This window comes from Mucilaginibacter robiniae (assembly GCF_012849215.1).
Lineage (GTDB): Bacteria > Bacteroidota > Bacteroidia > Sphingobacteriales > Sphingobacteriaceae > Mucilaginibacter > Mucilaginibacter robiniae.
Map to the genome: position 1 here is coordinate 2,040,836 of NZ_CP051682.1, position 16,460 is coordinate 2,057,295.

Annotated in this window: 19 protein-coding genes; 3 read left to right on the forward strand and 16 right to left on the reverse strand. The window is 50.3% G+C overall.

What is annotated here, in order from left to right:
- Positions 1-261 precede the first annotated feature (261 nt).
- The 5 genes from HH214_RS09065 to HH214_RS09085 form a co-directional block, all read right to left on the reverse strand.
- Entirely contained in the window at positions 262-1,158 is an 897-nt protein-coding gene (locus HH214_RS09065) for an AraC family transcriptional regulator (protein WP_169607061.1), read from the reverse strand.
- On the reverse strand, positions 1,152-1,919 hold the full coding sequence (locus HH214_RS09070) for an SDR family NAD(P)-dependent oxidoreductase (protein WP_211166335.1): 768 nt from the start codon (positions 1,917-1,919) through the stop codon (positions 1,152-1,154). Before HH214_RS09070 ends, HH214_RS09065 begins: the two co-directional genes overlap by 7 nt.
- Before the next feature lie 230 nt (positions 1,920-2,149).
- The gene (locus HH214_RS09075) at positions 2,150-3,073 is read right to left on the reverse strand and encodes a helix-turn-helix domain-containing protein (RefSeq protein WP_169607063.1); all 924 of its coding nucleotides are present in this window, start codon (positions 3,071-3,073) and stop codon (positions 2,150-2,152) included.
- Positions 3,074-3,090: 17 nt separating this feature from the next.
- Positions 3,091-4,017, reverse strand: coding sequence for an SDR family oxidoreductase (locus HH214_RS09080; RefSeq protein WP_169607065.1), 927 nt, complete (start codon positions 4,015-4,017; stop codon positions 3,091-3,093).
- Between the two features lie 61 nt (positions 4,018-4,078).
- Positions 4,079-4,969: an SDR family oxidoreductase gene (locus tag HH214_RS09085; RefSeq protein WP_169607067.1), complete on the reverse strand. Its 891-nt coding sequence runs from the start codon at positions 4,967-4,969 to the stop codon at positions 4,079-4,081.
- Between the two features lie 195 nt (positions 4,970-5,164).
- Here HH214_RS09085 and HH214_RS09090 point away from each other — a divergent pair, with 195 nt between their 5' ends.
- Both HH214_RS09090 and HH214_RS09095 read left to right on the forward strand, forming a co-directional pair.
- On the forward strand, positions 5,165-6,028 hold the full coding sequence (locus HH214_RS09090; RefSeq protein WP_211166336.1) for an SDR family oxidoreductase: 864 nt from the start codon (positions 5,165-5,167) through the stop codon (positions 6,026-6,028).
- A 282-nt stretch (positions 6,029-6,310) separates the two neighbouring features.
- Entirely contained in the window at positions 6,311-8,566 is a 2,256-nt protein-coding gene (locus tag HH214_RS09095) for a TonB-dependent receptor (RefSeq protein ID WP_169607069.1), read from the forward strand.
- Between the two features lie 69 nt (positions 8,567-8,635).
- Here the strand turns inward: HH214_RS09095 and HH214_RS09100 are convergent, their stop codons facing one another.
- The 11 genes from HH214_RS09100 to HH214_RS09150 all read right to left on the reverse strand — a co-directional run bounded on the left by HH214_RS09100 (position 8,636) and on the right by HH214_RS09150 (position 15,628).
- Positions 8,636-8,821: a hypothetical protein gene (locus HH214_RS09100; RefSeq protein ID WP_169607071.1), complete on the reverse strand. Its 186-nt coding sequence runs from the start codon at positions 8,819-8,821 to the stop codon at positions 8,636-8,638.
- A gap of 17 nt (positions 8,822-8,838) precedes the next feature.
- Complete coding sequence (locus tag HH214_RS09105) at positions 8,839-9,417, reverse strand: helix-turn-helix transcriptional regulator (protein ID WP_211166337.1); 579 nt, start codon at positions 9,415-9,417, stop codon at positions 8,839-8,841.
- Positions 9,418-9,868: 451 nt separating this feature from the next.
- Complete coding sequence (locus HH214_RS09110) at positions 9,869-10,675, reverse strand: PRTRC system ThiF family protein (RefSeq protein WP_169607073.1); 807 nt, start codon at positions 10,673-10,675, stop codon at positions 9,869-9,871.
- Entirely contained in the window at positions 10,672-11,385 is a 714-nt protein-coding gene (locus HH214_RS09115) for a PRTRC system protein B (protein WP_169607075.1), read from the reverse strand. The genes HH214_RS09110 and HH214_RS09115 overlap by 4 nt, the downstream gene beginning before the upstream one ends.
- A gap of 10 nt (positions 11,386-11,395) precedes the next feature.
- Positions 11,396-12,475, reverse strand: a complete 1,080-nt coding sequence (locus tag HH214_RS09120; RefSeq protein ID WP_169607077.1) for a hypothetical protein — start codon at positions 12,473-12,475, stop codon at positions 11,396-11,398.
- Positions 12,476-12,528: 53 nt separating this feature from the next.
- Positions 12,529-12,747, reverse strand: coding sequence for a PRTRC system protein C (locus HH214_RS09125; RefSeq protein ID WP_169607079.1), 219 nt, complete (start codon positions 12,745-12,747; stop codon positions 12,529-12,531).
- Between the two features lie 21 nt (positions 12,748-12,768).
- On the reverse strand, positions 12,769-13,329 hold the full coding sequence (locus HH214_RS09130) for a PRTRC system protein E (RefSeq protein WP_169607081.1): 561 nt from the start codon (positions 13,327-13,329) through the stop codon (positions 12,769-12,771).
- A gap of 19 nt (positions 13,330-13,348) precedes the next feature.
- Positions 13,349-13,873: a hypothetical protein gene (locus tag HH214_RS21940; protein WP_211166338.1), complete on the reverse strand. Its 525-nt coding sequence runs from the start codon at positions 13,871-13,873 to the stop codon at positions 13,349-13,351.
- 48 nt (positions 13,874-13,921) lie between these two features.
- Positions 13,922-14,989 carry a DUF932 domain-containing protein gene (locus HH214_RS09140; RefSeq protein WP_169607083.1) on the reverse strand — a complete coding sequence of 356 codons (1,068 nt, stop codon included), beginning with the start codon at positions 14,987-14,989 and terminating at the stop codon, positions 13,922-13,924.
- 69 nt (positions 14,990-15,058) lie between these two features.
- Positions 15,059-15,445: a single-stranded DNA-binding protein gene (locus tag HH214_RS09145; RefSeq protein ID WP_169607085.1), complete on the reverse strand. Its 387-nt coding sequence runs from the start codon at positions 15,443-15,445 to the stop codon at positions 15,059-15,061.
- Positions 15,446-15,457: 12 nt separating this feature from the next.
- Complete coding sequence (locus HH214_RS09150) at positions 15,458-15,628, reverse strand: hypothetical protein (protein WP_169607087.1); 171 nt, start codon at positions 15,626-15,628, stop codon at positions 15,458-15,460.
- A gap of 100 nt (positions 15,629-15,728) precedes the next feature.
- On the opposite strand from HH214_RS09150, the gene HH214_RS09155 reads away from it, so the two are divergent.
- Entirely contained in the window at positions 15,729-15,971 is a 243-nt protein-coding gene (locus HH214_RS09155; RefSeq protein WP_169607089.1) for a hypothetical protein, read from the forward strand.
- The last annotated feature ends 489 nt before the right edge of the window (positions 15,972-16,460 follow it).

Below are 16,460 nucleotides of genomic sequence, written 5' to 3' on the forward strand. Positions count from 1 at the left end.
CCAGGTATACCGTTCTGCCGTTCGAATAATAAAACTCATTTTTATAGATGCTGATGGCCCGGCTGGTATCTTCCCCAGGATGTAAACAGGGCCGATTACTTTAAATCCGCAGCTGCTGTCTGTGATTATTGGTCAATGCCCTTGCAAAGTCTTTACCTGTATGTTCAGGACCAGTAGAAACAGCACTAATCTCCATACAAAGACTGCGGTGAAAGCGATAACGCTATTGCTACTGGTTGTTTCCGCACAAGTTACTATCGATTAATGGAACAAAGCCCGGAACTCCAAAGGGCTCATACAGGTCTTGATTTTAAAGAGACGGCTCAGCGATTGCGGATGTTCAAATCCCAACTGGTAGGCAATCTCCGCAACCGACAAACTGGTGGTGGTGAGCTGTTCTTTGGCCTTTTCGATCAGCTTCTCATGAATATGCTGCTGGGCATTCTGGCCGGTGAGCACCCGTAGCAGGTCACTCAGGTAGCTTGGCGATACCGCCAGTTGTTCCGCCAGGCAGTGAACCGTCGGTATTCCCTGTTCACTGCTGATGTAATCCTCCAATAAGGTTTCCAGTTTTTGCAGTAAATCCGTATGAACCGCTTTACGGGTGATGAACTGCCGCTTATAATAGCGGTTGCTATAGTTAAGTAACAGCTCAATTTGAGAAATCAATACATCTTGGCTTAATTCATCTATAGGAAGGCTTAACTCGGTTTCTATACTTTTCAGCGTGATGATGATCGTGCTTTGCTCTGTCTCTGATAAGTGCAGCGCTTCATTAGTCGCATAAGAAAAGAACCCATACTGTTTGATCTTTTTAGCCAGTGGATAGCCCATTAGAAAGTCGGGATGGATAAACAGGCTGTAGCCGGAATAAGGACCATTATGTTCGCTGCCGCCCATGAGCTGGTTAGGCGCGGCAAACAGCAGGCCGCCCTCATCAAAGTCATAATAGCTTTGCCCGTATTTTACTTTGCCGCTGACCTTGGCCGTATAAGTGATCTTGTAAAAGCTGGTGATATGAGATTCCGCAGTGAACTTTACTTCGATACGGTTATGAATGCCATCCACAATGCTGATTAGCGGGTGCAGCGGCTTGGGTAGTCCGAACGCCGCATGCACTTCTGATAGAGAATTGAACCGGTGGGGTTGTGCTACCATGGTATGTTTACATTTTCCCAGCGGGTGAAAGTACCCGACGGTTCTTCCGGACCAAACAGTGCCACCCGTACCACTTCGCGGGAGCCGTCCTCAATGGATTCCGTGCCTTCAAAGCCGTTCAGTGCTGTACTCGTAAATCCCGGAGATACTAAGTTAACTTTTATATGGGTGTTTTCCAGTTCAATCATCATCGCCAGGGTAATGGCGTTCAGCGCCGTCTTGGAGGCGGCATAGCCCGGGCTGTACATCGCGCGGTACGGATAAGCAGGATCGGCATTCGCGGTCAGCGAACCTACCCCGCTGGACACATTCACAATCCGTGGTTCGGCTGATTTACGCAGCAGCGGCAGCATGGCCTGGTAAACAGCCAGTACGCCGAACACATTGGTCTCCCAAATGCCGCGGACTTCCTTCAGCGGGATATTACTGGCCCGGGTGAGTTTGCCATATTCCTGCAGCGAGAGGTTTCCTTTATTGACATTGGAGATGGCGGCATTGTTCACCAGCAGATCCAGGTAGCCGAATGTTTGTTGTACAAAAGCAGCCGCGGCTGCAATGGAGGCCTGATCGGTTACGTCCATCTGTAAAGCCATGGCACCTTCGCCCACTTCACGGGCGGCAGCTTCGCCTTTGGCCAGATCACGTGAACCCAGCAGGACGGTATGCCCGGCTGCCACTAATTCTTTCACCACCTGCAGGCCTACACCCTGGTTAGCCCCGGTCACCAGCGCCAAGCGTTTGTTTGTTATTTCGTTTTTCATACCACAAAGTTCAGCAACCTGGGTAACCAGAATGTAACCAAAGTCAGGAATCTTGTAACTGAAATGAAAAATGAGGATAAAACGTCTTTAAGCGCGGATCAATACAGGAGAGCGAACAGTTTAGGCAAGCAGGTATTCAAATGAAGAAGCTGCCTGCGGGCAAACTCCTTTTAAGGACCTTGGCAGCTATCAACTGCTGCTGCCAAGGTTTTGGGGCGCAAACTGCTAATTTAATTAAAAGAATGCCGGAACTCTATAGGAGAAAGGCTGGTTTTGGTCTTGAATAATTTACTGAAGGACTGCAGGTGCTCAAACCCCAGTTCATAAGCAATTTCGCTGACCGAAAGGTTGGTAGTTGAAAGCTTTTCTTTCGCTAATTCAATCAATTTGTCGTGCAAATGCTGCTGGGTGCTTTGGCCGGTTAAAGATTTCAGCAGGCTGCTCAGGTAACCTGGTGAAATATTTAATGTATCAGCAATGAGCGCAACGCTTGGCAGGCCCTTTTTCCCCAGCGCACCGCTGCTGAAATAACCGGATAAAAAATCTTCCATCCGTGTCAGCAATTCATTGCTGGCAACCCTCCGGGTGATGAACTGGCGCTGGTAGAACCTTTCTGAATACGTCAGTAATAGTTCCAGCTGTGCAACAATTACACTTTGGCTGAAACGATCGATATGGCTACTATACTCCTGCTCAATCTGCCCTATAATAGCGGTAAGCATCGCTTCTTCTTTGTCCGACAGGTAAAGTGCCTCGTACACCGAGTAGTCAAAAAACTCATATTGCTTAATATTCTTAGCCAGAGCCGTGTTCCATATAAAATCAGGATGGATCAAAATCATCCAGCCTTCAGGTCGGTGTATGACGCTGCCCTTTTCAATCTCCATCCCGAATACCTGGCCGGGAGACATAAAAAACAGTACGCCTTCATCAAAATCGCTGACCTGCCTGCCGTATTTGAATTTAACATTATTCACCCTTTTCATCGAGATCGAATAAAAGTCATAGATCAAACTGAATGTACCCTCGGCAAGAGGCCGGGTCAGGTCATCCATGTGCACTACACAGATTAGCGGGTGTGCAGGGTTGGGCAGGCCTGCGGCCCGGTGATATTCGGCTATCGTTCGGAAGTGGTAAATCTGCTGATTAAGCATAATAATGTTAAAGCTCGTTATTTCTGATGATAAACCAGGGCAAACTCTCTGGCAAAATCAGCCAGTTTTATTTTCCCCATTTTAGGCCGGGCCCGGTGAAAATTCTCTAATGCTTTGCCGCTGTGCATCGCTGCCTGCATTTCTACCAGGGTTTCTGCCAGTTTATCAGGCACTTTGGCCATCTTTAAGCCTTGCAGCATATCCTTGTCAGATAGCAGTACCCATTTTAGCCAGGGCTTACCTACCGCTGAGCCTATGATTTTTGCCGCCTCGTTGCAGGTCATCTCCTCGCTGCCTACATAGCGGATGTTTTTTCCTTGAGGTAGTAATAAAATCTCTTCAGCAACAGCATCCGCGATGTCTTTAGGCGATACAAAAACAATCCGGTCCTCGCCGCCATAGTTGCCCATCAATAATCCGGTCTTACCGGTCAGTAAAGCTCTAAGCCCTACGTACCGCAACGTTAAGAATTTGCCGATAAAACCCTTGCCTTTAATTAAATCTATGGACTGGTAAAAATTAGTATAAAACGCTGCTGGCCGCATAATGGTGAGTGAGGTTTTTAAATCATCAAAAATATGCTCTATATTCTCACTGCGGGTCAGATCGGCCGCCCAGCCGCTCATCACGACCACACGCCTGGGGCCGGCCTGCTGCAAAGCTTGTAAGTAGTTTTGAGCTATCCTCCGCAGATAATCGCCCAGGTCGGGTTCAGAAAAACTCAGGGGAATCATGGCATAAACGGCATCAGCGCCGGTGAAGGTGTCAGTCAGAAATTGAACATCAGCTATAGAGCCTATAGCTGATGCAGCACCAAGACTTTCAATAGCTTCCCGCTTATTAGGGTCGCTGCTGACAACCGTCACCTCATGTCCCTGGCCAACTAAAACTTCAGTCAGCGGCTTACTGATGTTGCCTAAGGAACCGGTTACAATAATTTTCATAAATTCAGATTGCATTTTAAAGTTGATACCATTATTAGTATCCTAATGTGGTAGCACTTTCTTATCCGGTATAAATACCGTTTTCAATATCTGCAAGTAATGCAGCGTGCGTAGGGCGCCAGTTTAAGTGCTCCTGTGTCCATTGGCTTGATGCGGGACAATCAACTGCAGCCATATGTGCAAACCAGCCAAAATGTTCGGGGGCAGTCTCGGGGGCAATAGATTTTACAGGAAGGTTAAGTTGCTTGCCAATCGCTTCGGCAATAAACCTAACTGGAATACCTTCCTCGGCAGAACCATGGTAACGGGCATGGGGTTCAGCATTTTCCAGTGCCAGACGGAACAAATGGGCAGCATCTAACCGGTGTACGGCGTTCCACCGGTTCTCTCCTTCACCAATGTAAGCGGAGAAGCCTTTTTCACGGGCGATATTTATCAGAATGGGAACAAAGCCGTGCTTGTCCTCATTGCCATGCACAGATGGCGATAAGCGGATAGTGGCCGCTCTTACACCATGTGCAGCTACTGCATCAGCCGCACGTTCTGATGCCCGGGGCCAAGCTGGATTGACAGCGGGGATAACATCTTCTGTAGCCAGTTTTCCCGGGCTTACCAGCGCAGTACCGGAAGTAACAATCAAGGGCCGGTTTGAGCCTGCCAGCACCTGGCCTATAGTTTCGATGGCTTTTTCATCTGCCGCGCAAACCTCTTTTAATCGGGTGAAGTCGTGAATAAAGCCTGCATGGATCACACCCTCACTTGCTGCAGCACCTTTCTTCAGACTCTCGAGATCTTCCAGATCTCCGCGAAGAACTTCGGCACCTGCTGCTGCCAGCTTTTGGGCAGAAGCGTCTGACCGGGCCAAGCCCAGAACCTGATGACCTGCACTTAATAATTCCTGCACGATGGCAGTACCAATAAAGCCCGTGGCTCCTGTTACAAATACACGCATATGTTTTTCTTTAGTTTCACAAAGATCAATCCTTCACGTTACATCCATTTAGCCAAATCGGCTTAACGTTTAGCCGGATCTGTTATGGCAGAATAAAATCGCTGAAACCTTTTTCGTTACTGTTACTTTGGCGTGGATTGCGACTGCCATTCTATTCGTTTTTCCATGGTAAATTCGCCATCTGCAGTTAGTTCAATGAGGGTACACCACATCGTTGAGCTCCTCCCTATCCTCCTGCCCTGTTACCAAATCAGCTACACATTTGGTAAAATCAGCTACACTGATCTTCTGGCTGTTGCTGAACTTTGCTTCCCAATCAACGAATTATGGGAAACGGTATCAAAGGCAAAGCCGTGGTCATTACCGGTGCAGCAGCGGCATTGGCAAGGCAACAGCAGGATTGCTGGCCAATCAGGGGCCAGGGTTGTATTGCATGCCCGCAGGACCGACCGCTTACAAATGATAGTGAGCACCATTAGGCGAAATGGCGGTGCGGCCTTTAGTCTTGAAACGGACGTGACACAGTCCAACGATTTGAAAAAGCGGGTTAAATTAGCAATGGAGAAATTCAGCAAACCGGAGGTAATGATCAACAACGCCGGTATTGCCCAGTTGTACCGCATGGAAGAACTGGATCTGGAGGGATGGGAACAGATGATCGATGTGAACCTGAAAGGTACACTTTATGGCATTGCCGCTGCCTTACCTGAATTTAAAAAGCAAGGCTCAGGGTACATCATCAATATTACTTCTACAGCGGGGATTGCAATAGTACCTGCTATGGGCGTTTATGCGGGTACCAAGAACGCAGTGCGTACCAGGAGTGAGGCCTTGCGGCAGGAATCGGAAGGCCGCTGGCGGGTAACAGGTATCTCACCAGGTTATGTAAAATCGGCATTCGTGAACAATATCAAAAATGAATCCTTAAGAAATGCAAATCAGCAAAAAGCTGATGAAATTTCCATTCCGGCAGCGGTTATTGCCCGTGCTGTTGCCTACGCTGTGGAGCAGCCTGACAATGTTTATGACATTGTCGTCAGGTCATCAGTTCAGGGATAAAGCCTACCTGATATCAACAATAAAAGATTTATGAAGCCGGTTCCAGAAACAATATCAAAAATGACAGCATTTCTGTTTTAATGCATCAGCCCGTGGATTATGATTTCGGCCCGCAGGCCCTCAGCACCGCGCCAGACAATCACCAGCCTGTGTGTACCCGGGAAATCCGATTTTCTTCACCTCCGCCAGGGCGGGGCAAATCGATACAAACTGACCGTTGAGCGTTACCGGTATCTGCTAAAAATTCAGTAATTACTATTTTTGCATCCTGATTGAAACTAAATGCTAAAAAAGCTACTCCTTATTTTCACCATCATACTTGTTTATGGCCGGTCTTTTGGCCAGCAGCTCATCGGTATTGTTGCCGACAGTTCCAGTCACCTGCCCTTAGCCGGGATTACGGTAAGCCTGTTACCGGTTAACACCAGCACGATAACGACTGACAACGGAAAATTCATTTTAAAGCGTACAGCGGGTCAAACACTCGTGTTTTCTGCCGTAGGTCACGCTAAAGTAGCTGTACCGGTTAGTGCTTTCAAAAATGGCCAGACTGTGTACCTCGCTGAACGGAATACGAACCTGGCCGATGTAACGATCACAGCAGGCCAGCGCAACCCGTATAAAGCGATCAGTGAAACCGATATTAAACTGCGGGGCGTATCCAACTCGCAGGAAGTATTGCGGATGGTGCCCGGCCTCTTTATCGGCCAGCACCAGGGTGGCGGTAAGGCAGAGCAGATCTTCCTGCGCGGCTTTGACAATGACCACGGTACCGACATCCGACTGGATGTTGACGGCATGCCGATCAATATGGTTTCGCAGGCACACGGTCAGGGTTATGCCGACAGCCACTTTATCCTCCCTGAAACGATCCAAAGTACCACGTATCAAAAAGGTTCCTATGACGCTGCCCAGGGTGACCTTGCCGTTACCGGCTCGGTTGATTTTCATACGGCGGATGCCATAGCCGGCAATATGGTTAAGGTGGAAGCCGGTCAGTTCGATACTTACCGGGTGCTGGGCATGGTGGATCTATTGGGTGAGAAAGCTAAAGCTAACGGGCAGTCCTGGTATGCCGCTTCCGAATACCGGTACAGCAACAGTTATTTTGATAATCCGCAGCATTTTAAGCGGTTTAATTTCTTTACCAAATATTACGGCAGGCTATCAGATAACAATACGCTGAGCCTGTCAGCCTCTACCCTGTACAGCACTTGGTATGCTTCCGGGCAAATACCGGAAAGCGCGGTTCAAGAAGGAAAAGTAGGCTTTTACGGCGCTATTGACCCCAATGAGGGCGGCGTTACCTCCCGCACCAACGTGAACGCACAATTGCTGACCACGCTGGGCAACCACGACCTGATTAAAAATCAGCTTTACTATTCCAGGTATAAATTTGATTTGCATACCAATTTTACCTTTTATCTCGTGGATACCGTTAACGGCGACGAGATACGGCAGCGGGAAGCCCGTAACCTGTACGGCTACAACGGCAGCTATACCCATGAGAGTTACTGGGGAAATACCAGGATTACTTCTGAATTCGGATTGAATGCCCGGTTGGATGCCACTACCGGTTCGGAGTTGTCGCACACCGTCAACCGCTATACGCTCATTAACCTGATCAAACTGGGTGACATTAGGGAGTTAAATACAGGCGCCTACCTGAATGAAACATTTCAGTTTAGCCCCAAATTCACCCTAAACGCGGGCTTGCGCTTCGACCAGTTCTACTATAGGTACGATAATAAATTTGCCGGCGACAGTACCCTGAGCGGAGCCGGTGTTTATACAGCGAATAACAACATCATCAGCCCGAAAATCAACTTCTATTATCAGGCTACCGATAAAACGCAGTTCTACCTGTTTTTGGGCAAGGGCTTTAATTCGAATGATGCCCGTGTAGTCGTAGCGGTGAAAGGACTGCCTACCCTTCCGGCTGCCTACAACGCCGATTTAGGAACCGTATTCAAGCCGGTGAAAAACCTGATTGTTAATGCAGCCCTATGGTACAGCTACCTGCAGCAGGAATATGTGTATGCCGGCGATGGAGGTACGGTGGCTTTCAGCGGCCGTACGCGCCGCATCGGTTTTGACCTTTCCGGACGTTACCAGCCCGTCAAATCCATTTACCTGGATGCCGACTTAAATTATGCGCATGGCAGAGCCATAGATGATCCCAAAGGTGCCAACTATATCCCGCTCGCCCCGGTTTGGAGTAGTACAGGCGGCATTACTTTTCAGTCTCCAAGCGGTATTAACGGCAGCCTGCGTTACCGTTGGTTGAGCGACCGCGCCGCCAATGAAGATTACAGTTTGAAAGCTCAGGGTTATTTGGTGAATGATCTGGTACTGAACTATACCAAACGCAAATATGAAGTGGGGTTAACCATCAACAACCTGTTCAATGTCAGATGGAAAGAAACGCAGTTTGAAACCGTTACCCGGCTCAGAAATGAAGCCGCTGTGGATGGCGTAGCTTTTACGCCGGGCACAAAGTTCTTTGCAGTGGGACATGTCAGCTATTTTTTCCGGTAAGACTTTGTTCATATACTAATTGGTGCTTTGCTTGAGCAGCGTCTTTAAGCAAGGCCTGTTTAACCCATCCTAGGGTAACGAACACAACCCGAATACTGCATGATTGCAATCCGGTTTACCGATGAAACTGGATTTGCCATTCACCGGATTGGCACCGAAGTCACCGGAAAGATAGGGAAATGCCTGTTGCAACCCGGTTTCGATCACTGGATAGTCGCTGGTACCGTAAAGGCTGTTATGCGTAACCAGGTCCATGTCGACGGCTCAGCACTTCAGCATTCATGAGAATCAGCCAGGTCTCCTGCCGTAAGAGTAACCTGGTGTTCCGGTAATAACATTGACTTGTTGCTGGCGTTTACCCGCGCGTTGCGCCAACGGTTATCTGAACTTTGATTCCCGGCACTGGCTAAAGCATTCACTTGAGCTTCACCATAAAAACGAACGGTTTCTGCATACTCTTCCTCGTTTCCCCGCTCCAGTACCCGCCGGATTACGGCACTGGCCTTCCCCTGCCAGTCAATCTGATTAAAATCCGTATCCCAGAACAGAATCTTACGGTATTTGGACAAATCCGGATGAATGTGCCGGCTTTGCTGAAGTACTGCCTGCCGGGTGTCATACAGCACCTGCAGAACGGCCATGGTACCCGCTTCCATACCCAAAGCCTGATCTACCTTCAATGCCTGTGCTATGGGTAACTTTCGTTTTCCTTTAATGAAAGCATTCAAGGTCTGGGCCGGTATACCGGTACCTGTGGCGAAAGCAAGCTGCCGGAGATGCCGCTTTTTCAATTCCCGCGCTAAAACCGCACCCGGGTGAATACCCTGAAATTTTTGTACCGCCTTGTCCATACTCAAAAATAAACAAATTTGTTTATTTTTTGCTTTCCACCAACTAACCGGATAGCACGAGAGGCAGTGCAATTCAATACATCGGCTTGTAAACGCGCCAAGCAGGCGCCGGAGGAAATGCCACCTGATCCGGAATACGACAGGTACCCCGAATTTTACAGGATCCCTCCAAAGAATCAACTTTTGATCTTGACTTCTCCTGCGCTGGATGTTTCAGCTGAACAAGAGTACTCCCCCGAACAGAAAAAATTTCGTTATATGAAAATGCCTGTATACAGAATCATACTTGCATCGCTTGCCCTGCAATTACAGGGGCCAGTGATGCAGCGTCCTAGCCCGGAAGCCGGTTGCGGACAGCGGACGCAAGTGGCTGGAGGGCGCGCCGGCACGGGCCGGTGTTTCCCATGCGGGTACCATCGGTTATCCTGCCCACCGGTCAAGGTGCTCCCGTTCAGCCGATGTTAACCGGCTGGGTACGGAAGTCGTGCAGATTCAGAAAGAAACCCCGGTGGAACAGGATGCCCTCGCGGAACAACGACCACAACAGGGATGCCCCCATATTCGCCAGCGTAGAATTGATAAACAAATCCTGTTTGGTGAGCGCCTCCGCCAGTGAACAACTGGGCGTACTGTCTGCGGCATCCGCCTGCTCCAGTAGACCCCGGAACATCTCGGTAACAAAGGGTAAACGACCCTGCGTCTGATACCGTTGGGAGTCCGGCTGCTTCAACTCACCAACGGTGGAGAGCAGCACCTGACCAGTGGATTTACTGTTCCCCAAATCCATCCAGTACAGGGGGCGGCTGCGCTGGTAGGTGCGAAACCCGGCATACCCTTGCAGGATGGCGGCGATGTCAAACCGGGACTGCGCCGTATCCACGCAGGAAACATACAAGTTGGCGGCACCTTCGTCCTTCATCCCGCTGAGCGTATCCCGGCTAAACCGCTGCGGAATGGCTTTCCAGGCGGTTCCAAAGAAGCGGTTCAGCCGGGCGATGAGGGCAACGCCCTTGTTCATGCCGATTTCCGCTTCCGAGAAAAGCTGCCTGCCGAGGTTGGCAGGGCTGACCTCATCGTCATCAAAAACAGTAACATGCAGACCGGGAAAGTTCAGGGCCAGCATGGCCTGGTGCATCCGGGCCAGGCAGGTCAACAGCTGACTACCTGTTCCTCCGGCACCAATCAGGTTAACCGTGATGGGGTTGGTGGGTGCGAGCAGGTAAGCATCGGTGTAGTGTACAACAGGGAGCGTTTTCATAAAATCAGGTGTTGAAGGGTGAAATGGGCAGGCAGTAATTGAACTTCAGGGAAAGGTTTCTGTGTAGCGGTGAGTTGCTGCCATAGCTGCACGATGTTGCCTTTGATGAGGCTGTCGCCGCCAATGGTGTGGCTGAAAAAGCTGTTAAAGAAGTACTCCTCCCAAAGCTGCAGGAAGCGTTCCAGTCCGCAGTCACCGGGAATCTGGACGCGCACGTTGCCCATACAAACGGCACCATCCGCATACACGTTGAAAAAAGGCGCGCGGTACAGCGCGGTTTCGAGCGTTATCGTTTCATCCTTTACCGCAAAGACCTGCAATCTGCGCCTGTCCGCCCGCCAAAGCATGGCCGGAACATGCGCGGTGCCGGAAGTTATGCCGAGTGCTTCGGCAAACAGCAGTCTGCGGACCTGCGGCGGCGTGTGCCAGAGGACACAACCGTCCGGGCTGCTGTGGATATGCAGTACCTGCGCGGGCATCAGGCCTTCAGGGGTCAGAAATCCCTGCGCCTTTCGTTCGTTTACCGTAAGGGCTTTGGCCAGTGCACTGCTTTCCCGGACAGACAGCGGATGCCCGTTGATCGGCCTGCCTGCGCTGTCCATGTCGTAGCCTTCCACATAATAGTCGGTTTCATGGCCTGCTTTCTTGTAAATCAGCAGAGCCTTTACGGGGTGATACAGGGTGCCGAAGCCAGCGGTTATATTTTCCATTGGGATGAGGTTATAAAAGGGTACATAAATCGTCGATCAGCGAGAACACGGCGCGTTCATAGGCCAGTTCGTCACGGTAAGGCGCCTGCCGCTGCGTAAAGTGGGTAATGAGTTGCGGTTCCTGTTCGGCGGAACGTTCGTTGAAGTCATTTTCCACCATTTCCACCAGCATCTGCCCGAGGGCGTCGGTCGTACTGGCAACAAAGCCGATGTACTCATGCATATAGATCTCGTTGTTATACCCATAGTCCTCATCGTCTTCCGGTTCACTGGCATGGGCAAACAGGTTGCCTTCGGGAAACTGCTGCTCCAGCCGGAGTGTGGCTTGAGCGACTTTCATAACCGAGACGTCAAATGACGTTTGCGGCTGGAATGCGGCGATGAGTTCCGGCAAGCGCTGCCGTGCCTCCTGCATTTTCTCCTGCATAAAATCACCTGCGGTAACAGCCAGCCCATAATCTTCCATTTGTGCGGTATAGCTGCCGGATTCACATGCCTCCCCTTCTTCTGCCCATTCCTGCAATATTTCGTAATTGTAGTGCATGTAGGAACTGCTGTCGCGGTAGTAGCTGATACCTGCCCCCGTGTGCAGATAGGCACAGACGGCGGTCAATAGTTCGGCGCTTGCCTGCTGTTCCGGCTGCTGCCATATCTGGTAAATGGGTACAACGGGAATATAATACGCAAAATAGTCCCGCTGAAAATGCTCCCGCACCGTTAAGCATAACGGGCCGTTATCCTGAGCGATGATGAATAGCTGCCGCTCCCTGCCGGACTGCCGGATAGCATTTGCTATTTCCTGCATCGCGAGCAGGATGTTGTACGGGTAGGGTTGCTGGCGGTGATTGGTGACAGGCACGCCATAGTGCTTACGCAGGTGGGCGAGCGACCTGAAAAAGTCGCCCTCCACTGCTGCCCTTTTCGGCAATCCCGCAGCCTGCTCATATTTCGGTACAAAGCAGTGATTTAAAAAACCATCGGCAGCAGGTGCAGGGGTGCGGAGCGCGGCTGATGGTCCCGGACTTCCTGCGCATCCGGCAGCCTGTCCATATCGTTGATTACAGTTGCGATTTGCTGATGCAGTTTCCATTGCAGTTTGGTTCTTGGGTTTACCCGGTATTTGTTTTCTCGTCTGTGCATAACTTATCCTTTGGTGCCGATAGTGCTGACGAACTCGAACTCCTGGACATCGTCGCGGATTTCGGGCCCAACGATTTTGGCGGTGGTGAGAATGGCATACAGGCTGGAAAAATGGTTGCACACGGCTTCGGGGCTTAACTCCTCGCTGGGGTCGTCCAGCCGGATTTTCTGGCCGTTTTCGGTATGAATAAATACGCGGGGCAGTTTCCTAACGTCTAACATGATGTGGGTAGTTTTGAGGGTCTAGAATAATCTGATTTGTTTGAGCTGTTCTCTGCCGAGTTCCAGTTCGGCCCGCAGCTTGCCGAGTTCCGCAGCCTTGTCCGGGTACTCGCGCTCGCCGGGTAACAGGGCTAAGCCTTCTTCGTACTTGCAGGCGGCTTTCAGTTCAGCAATACTTTTCAGCGCTTCCTCGTAAGCCCGTTTCTTCTCCGCTTTGGCATCGGGCATTTCGTGGTCGCTGTCCTTTTTAGCCGTTGCACTCTTGGCGGCGGCTTTTCTGTCCTGCTCCATCTTAGAGGCGGCTTTAGCTTCAGCTACGCTTTTCAGGTGCCCTTCCATGTTGGAAATCAGGCCTGCCACCTGCTGTGCCGGGGCGGTGATTTGAGTAAAGAACTGCTCGTCCAGTTCTTCGGCTGTACCGCTCAGCGTAAGCGGTACAATGCGGCTCACGGCTTTGTCGCCGCAGGCGGCGGTAAACATCTCAGAAACGGTAATTTTTCCGTTCTCCGTCAGCGTAACAGCGAGTTTAAAGGTGCCGGGCGTTTCCAGCCCGGCTATTTGTTTGAAAAAGTTGGTTTGCATAGCAGTTGATGTTGTTGGGTTATTCGTCTTTGATAATGATTAGGGAATTGCCCTTCCTGCGGTATATGAATGCACCGTTGGCAAGCAGGCTTCGGCGGTGCAGTTCGTGCGCTTCGTCGTCCCCTTTACCCTCCGGCAGGCCGTTCACCCTGCCCACCAGTTCCTTGTTGGACAGGTATTTGAATTGCCGTTTGGTGAACTTATCCGTGTCCGTTTCTGTTTTTTTCAGGTAAGACAGGTATCGTCCGGTGAGGTCAAGACCTTTCTTGAAGGTATCTTTACCCTCATTATAGTTTTCCTCGTAGAAGCGGATTTGGCGGCTTTGCAGGTCAAGTTCATAGCGGTAAGCGGCGTTACTGCGCTGCTCATCCATCGTGCAGTGCTGCCGGATGAGGGCAAGTTCTGCTTCGGGGTGGTGCAGGGCAAGCAAGGGCAGGATGACCTCTTCGACGAAATAGCCCTGTTCAGGTGCACTGCTGCTATCGGCTACGCACTTCAGTGTTTCGCCGTTGCTCAGGATAATATGCAGATTGGAACGTGTCATGGTCATGAATTTTTAGCAAGGGGGATAACTCCCCCTTCCCTGGGGTGATTAGTTGATGATAATATGGTTCATGGATAATTCTTTGGCAAAGTCGGTGCAGAGGTTAAAGGCGGTTTGCGCGCGCTGCAGGGCAGTGCCATCCATGATGGACTTGAGTTTTGCCTCACCGTCTTTATAGTTCCGAACGTTCTGAAAGTACCCGGTAACGGCGTTGTACGCGCCAAACAGGGTACCTTTGGTGGTTTCCTGCTGCTGCGAAGGTGCGCTTAGGGCATACTCGTACACTTTGTCCACCATGTTGGTATAGACGGCGGACAGTTCATCCGTGTGGCCCTTGAGCAAGTGGTCAAGCGTTTCCCGGTTCGGCACCATCGCCACTTCAATCAGGTGTTTGACTTCCTGATCCGAGATGTGCACTTTCGCCCACTGGTTAAAAATACCGCTCAGTTCATCGCTCAGGCGGTGCGCGATGCCCATCAGTTTATGTGCTTCAGCCAAACGCTCCTTGGCACCGTTAGTATGCCTTATCTTCACGGCGTTGGTGTGGTCACGCATGGCTGCATTCAAAGTGTTATTGCAGACCACGCGCACGGGCGTAAAGGCCGCGGTAATGCTCCCGTAGCCGTCATGCGAGGTGGTCAGGAACAGGTACTTTTCGATGCAGTCCTCCCGGCCTACCCGGATGTAGCCAGGCAGCTTGGCCGTAATAAAGATGCGCTCGCCCTGCCCTAATGCGCCTGCGGTCTCGTACTGAATACCCTCGCCGCCGACAATGCTGTCAAAAAAGGTAAAGGCGTCCACGTTCTGCACGACTTCATAGTCCTTGCCCACCACGCCTAAGACGGCATGGTTGTCATTGCGGACGGTGGCATAGTAACGGGGTACGGCGATATGCGGCGTAGCAAATACGGTATCAAGTTCGGCCAGTTCGTTTTCCAAACCGCGGGTAAACAGCGGACGCTTTTCTACAGTGTAGTCGAGACCTGCGAAACGCAGGGCTTCTGCGCTGGTCGGGTAATCTTCAACAATCTGGCCTAAGCCGTGCCATGCTTTTTCTTTCCGGCTGAAAAAGCTGTATTCATTGGTATTGGGGTTGATAGCGAGGTTGTGTCCCATGATGTTTTCGAAATGAGGGGAGCATGTTCACACTCCCGGTGATTTAAATTGAGAATGAAATAGAATTACTTAGAATGGCAGGTCGTCATCGTCTGCTGCGGTGTTTGCGGCTTTGGTTGTTTCTGCTGTTTCGGCTGTTTCCGCTTTAGCGGTGGTGGAAAACAACTTGATGGTGTCTACATTGCAGACCAGTCTCGGATGAACGTTACCTTCGCGGTCTGTCCATGCTTCGGCTTCCATCCATCCTGAAACTTCTACAACGGCACCTTTGGTCAGGTAATCGGCCAGTCCCGGATTAATCCAGTAGGCACAATCCACAAAGGCCGTCTTTTCGCGTTTTTCTCCTGCTTTGGTCTTGTAGCGTTGATTTAATGCTACGGTGAAGTTGGTTACTTTTTTGTCGCCTTTGGTCGTGGCAACTTCAGCTTGTGCGGTTAATCTTCCTGTGAATAACATAAACTTGAGTTTTTAGTGAATAAATTTTTGTTTGCTTTTCTTTTTCGGGTCGTGTCTTTTTTGTGGTGATTTTTTCAAAAGAAAAACCGGAAAAAAGAAAGCAATAGGAAGTGCCGGCTGTGCAGCAGGGAGGAAACGGAATAAGTCCCGGAGGGTGGCGGCGTGAGGTACGAACGCAGCCATTATGCCGTAGTCTCCTTGCCACCCAACATGGTTGCCGGCAAGATATTAGCTGCGCTTTTGCCCGGTTTGAAGGTGAAAATCAACTCATACCAACAGCAAAATGCCTCATAGCTGCGCGCCAGCCGGAAACATGGGCCTGGCGGACGCAGGGGCGCGAAAGAAGGGTTCGGCGAGCGGAAGCGTTCCGCTTACTTTGGGGTCTGGTGCGGGGGAAGGCGGCAGACAGGCGTATGCTGCGGGAGGAAAAACAGGTGCTGCCGGTAACGGCGTACACAAAGCACTTGTTTTTACGGACAGGAAAGCATCAGGGATACAAGCGGCATGTGTGACTTGTTGTCCGTGAGTTAAGTAAGCGGACTTTACAAATGTTCTTTGTAATAACTGATTATCTGGTGAATGGAAACACCATTCCATCTATTTGAACAGATGAAAACACTTTCCTCATTTATGCAGGTGGCATCTCCATGAGTGCAGCAGGGAAGAAAGCAAGTAAGAATGGAATCTGACATTCAATCCTTTGCAAGTGTAGAGGTATGCGTAGGCGACGAACCTATGTTTGAATCACCGTCACGATCAACAAGCCTACTCAGATTATTCAACCACGGTTGTAAGGCTTGCCCAAAATGGGAATGGTTACAGGATTGATGGTTATGTCGTCCATCAATCGTTCAAACGATTGTAACCCGGTGAAGAATAGGACGCTAACCCTTTGTCAATTAATGACCATACAGATAATTGGAACAAGGTAATCTTGTTAAGGCTCTGCAATCGCAGAGGGAAGCCATCCTCATGCCTTAGCAAGAAAAGATTGGGTAAAAAGCAAATGCTTTTG

Coding starts and splice junctions, on each gene's coding strand:
- HH214_RS09065 (WP_169607061.1), bottom strand. CDS start 1,158: ATGGTAGCACAACCCCACCGGTTCAATTCTCTATCAGAAGTGCATGCG.
- HH214_RS09070 (WP_211166335.1), bottom strand. CDS start 1,919: ATGAAAAACGAAATAACAAACAAACGCTTGGCGCTGGTGACCGGGGCT.
- HH214_RS09075 (WP_169607063.1), bottom strand. CDS start 3,073: ATGCTTAATCAGCAGATTTACCACTTCCGAACGATAGCCGAATATCAC.
- HH214_RS09080 (WP_169607065.1), bottom strand. CDS start 4,017: ATGAAAATTATTGTAACCGGTTCCTTAGGCAACATCAGTAAGCCGCTG.
- HH214_RS09085 (WP_169607067.1), bottom strand. CDS start 4,969: ATGCGTGTATTTGTAACAGGAGCCACGGGCTTTATTGGTACTGCCATC.
- HH214_RS09090 (WP_211166336.1), top strand. CDS start 5,165: ATGAGGGTACACCACATCGTTGAGCTCCTCCCTATCCTCCTGCCCTGT.
- HH214_RS09095 (WP_169607069.1), top strand. CDS start 6,311: ATGCTAAAAAAGCTACTCCTTATTTTCACCATCATACTTGTTTATGGC.
- HH214_RS09100 (WP_169607071.1), bottom strand. CDS start 8,821: ATGGACCTGGTTACGCATAACAGCCTTTACGGTACCAGCGACTATCCA.
- HH214_RS09105 (WP_211166337.1), bottom strand. CDS start 9,417: ATGGACAAGGCGGTACAAAAATTTCAGGGTATTCACCCGGGTGCGGTT.
- HH214_RS09110 (WP_169607073.1), bottom strand. CDS start 10,675: ATGAAAACGCTCCCTGTTGTACACTACACCGATGCTTACCTGCTCGCA.
- HH214_RS09115 (WP_169607075.1), bottom strand. CDS start 11,385: ATGGAAAATATAACCGCTGGCTTCGGCACCCTGTATCACCCCGTAAAG.
- HH214_RS09120 (WP_169607077.1), bottom strand. CDS start 12,475: ATGGAAACTGCATCAGCAAATCGCAACTGTAATCAACGATATGGACAG.
- HH214_RS09125 (WP_169607079.1), bottom strand. CDS start 12,747: ATGTTAGACGTTAGGAAACTGCCCCGCGTATTTATTCATACCGAAAAC.
- HH214_RS09130 (WP_169607081.1), bottom strand. CDS start 13,329: ATGCAAACCAACTTTTTCAAACAAATAGCCGGGCTGGAAACGCCCGGC.
- HH214_RS21940 (WP_211166338.1), bottom strand. CDS start 13,873: ATGACACGTTCCAATCTGCATATTATCCTGAGCAACGGCGAAACACTG.
- HH214_RS09140 (WP_169607083.1), bottom strand. CDS start 14,989: ATGGGACACAACCTCGCTATCAACCCCAATACCAATGAATACAGCTTT.
- HH214_RS09145 (WP_169607085.1), bottom strand. CDS start 15,445: ATGTTATTCACAGGAAGATTAACCGCACAAGCTGAAGTTGCCACGACC.
- HH214_RS09150 (WP_169607087.1), bottom strand. CDS start 15,628: ATGGCTGCGTTCGTACCTCACGCCGCCACCCTCCGGGACTTATTCCGT.
- HH214_RS09155 (WP_169607089.1), top strand. CDS start 15,729: ATGCCTCATAGCTGCGCGCCAGCCGGAAACATGGGCCTGGCGGACGCA.